The organism is bacterium, from assembly GCA_040755795.1.
Lineage (GTDB): Bacteria > UBA9089 > CG2-30-40-21 > CG2-30-40-21 > SBAY01 > JBFLXS01.
On sequence record JBFLXS010000547.1, the window covers coordinates 1 to 2,255 of the forward strand.

3 protein-coding genes are annotated in these 2,255 nt (G+C 37.6%); all 3 read right to left on the bottom strand.

Features of this window, described 5'->3' with window-relative positions; translation table 11 throughout:
• Positions 1 to 311 (bottom strand): transposase family protein (locus AB1414_19490; protein ID MEW6609597.1); only part of this gene is annotated, 311 nt, incomplete at its 3' end.
• Between the two features lie 133 nt (positions 312 to 444).
• On the bottom strand, positions 445 to 1,641 hold the full coding sequence (gene lpxB, locus AB1414_19495) for a lipid-A-disaccharide synthase (protein ID MEW6609598.1): 1,197 nt from the start codon (positions 1,639 to 1,641) through the stop codon (positions 445 to 447).
• 27 nt (positions 1,642 to 1,668) lie between these two features.
• On the bottom strand, positions 1,669 to 2,255 hold a 587-nt coding region (locus AB1414_19500; protein ID MEW6609599.1), incomplete at its 5' end, for a T9SS type A sorting domain-containing protein.

The following is a 2,255-nucleotide window of genomic DNA, read 5'->3' on the forward strand; positions in this document are numbered from 1 at the left end:
TAATCGCCAAATATTGGCTCTAATCCCTCAGGTGGAACTTCATCCAGCACATCCCTCATCTGAGTCTCTTTAGGTATTTTTGCTACATTAAAAAGGGTCGTTAAATTGTTCCACTGTGTCTTTTCTTCCAATCGCCGTTGAAACTCAAGCATTGATGAGTCTTGAAAATACATCATCGCCAAACCACTCATCACACAATCAGTTAAAGAATAATCTGTCTTCCCTGGTTGACGATAATCCGCAATCTCAGAAATCCGAAACGCTGCCTGGTTGACTAAACTCTTAAATCTTAAATGCTTCTTGATATGCATAATTATCCCCCCTCCTTTTTTAAGATAGATTATGCCTCTTATTTATATACCACATTTAAGATAAAAAGTCTATATCTTTTTTCAAAAAACAAAAATCTTTACGAAAAATATATTTCATAATCCCGAAAAACCCTCATAAATACCCATTTCTTATTTTCACCGAGAATTGCTGTACACCCACGCAATCAAGTATAGTTTTTGCTGCCCGAATCGTTGCTCCAGAACCACCCAGTCTTTCCTTTACCTGTTTCAACTCGGTTATCATTTTTCCCCTTTTGTCTTCATTTTCCAATAACTCTATGGCATATTGGGAAATAAGTTCAGGCTCAGCCTTATTTTGGAGTAATTCTGGAACAATCTCTTTTCCGGCAACGATATTTGGCAAGCCAATAAAACCACCCGTAGAAACTAATATCTTACCCAATTGCCAGGTGAGCCAGTTGAGTTTATAAACGATAATCATCGGCACGCCTATTAAGGCGGCTTCTAATGTCGCTGTTCCGGAGGCAACGATGAGTAAATCACTTATGTTCATTACCTCATAGGTATTGTTTGATACTATTTTCGTATTTCGAAGTTTGAATTTCAAAATATCCTCTTTTGATAAAGTCGGGGCTAAAGGCAGGATAAATTGGGCATCCGGAAAATGTCTCTGAATTTTTTCAACCCCGGATAACATAATTGGCAATAAAACCTTAATCTCACTTTTTCTACTGCCAGGCAACACGCCAATAATTTTCTTTTTCTGGTCCAGATTAAACTCTTTGCAAGCTTCTTCTTTACTCATTTGAGGGCTGACGATGTCTAATAAGGGATGACCAATAAATTCTACCTTATTGCCTGCCTCTTGATAAATCCTTGCCTCAAAATCAAATATACAAATAACCTTATCGACTAATTTCGTCATTGTTTTTGCCCGCCCTTTTCGCCATGCCCAGGCAGTTGGAGGAATATAATATACGGTTGGGATGTTTAATCTTCTGGCTGTTTTTGCCAATCGCATATTAAACTCAGGGAAGTCAATTAAGACTAACAGATGAGGTTTTTCTTTCTCTAAATAATTGCCAACTTCTTTCAGTCGGTAGATAAATTTAGGGATTTTAGTGATAATCTCTATGGCACCAATTGCACAGAGGTCAGATATATCAAAATCTATCTTTACCCCTGCAAGTGCCATATTAGAACCACCCATTCCTTGAAGATGGACATCTGGCGATAATTCTTTTATGGCTTGGGCTAATTTGCCACCATACAAATCCCCGGATGCCTCACCGGTGATAATAACTATTTTTTTCATTTCTTTTAACCTCTTACCAATTACTTTCCCCATTTCTCCGTTTCTCCCTTTCTCCGTCTCTTATCTGATAATCACTAATTTCCCTGATTTTTTCTCAACACCATAGGTAACGATATAAATATATACTCCACTGGCAACATCCTTTGAATGAGTGTCTTTGACATCCCATTCGTATATCGAACTGACATCCTCAATCATTCTTATCAAATCTCCGGATATATCATAAATTCTAATCGTGGAATTAGCAGGTAACCCCTCAAATATGATTTTATCATCCCCTCTGCTGGGTTTAAAAGGAACAGGATAGACGATGAACTTAGAGAGGTCTTGAGCCTCAAGATAAACAATTAAGGTGTAAATCCCAAGTCGGGAAATAGGGGCGGTGACTTTATTTTCAAATGTATTCACCACGCCATCCTCAATTTTCACCCATCTATTGTTTTTTAATTCATAAATCGCTAAATTTAACTCTTTACCGCCAACCATAGATACATCCGCTTCACTATAGGTAATCGTAATAAAGGCTGATGTTGTGCCAAATCCCTCAGTTAAAATCTCTCTTTGTTCATTTCGTCCCTCGATTTTATAAACTGTATCTGGAATCCTTTTTACCAGAGTATCTTTGTCGGTATAGTAATTAGCCGTAG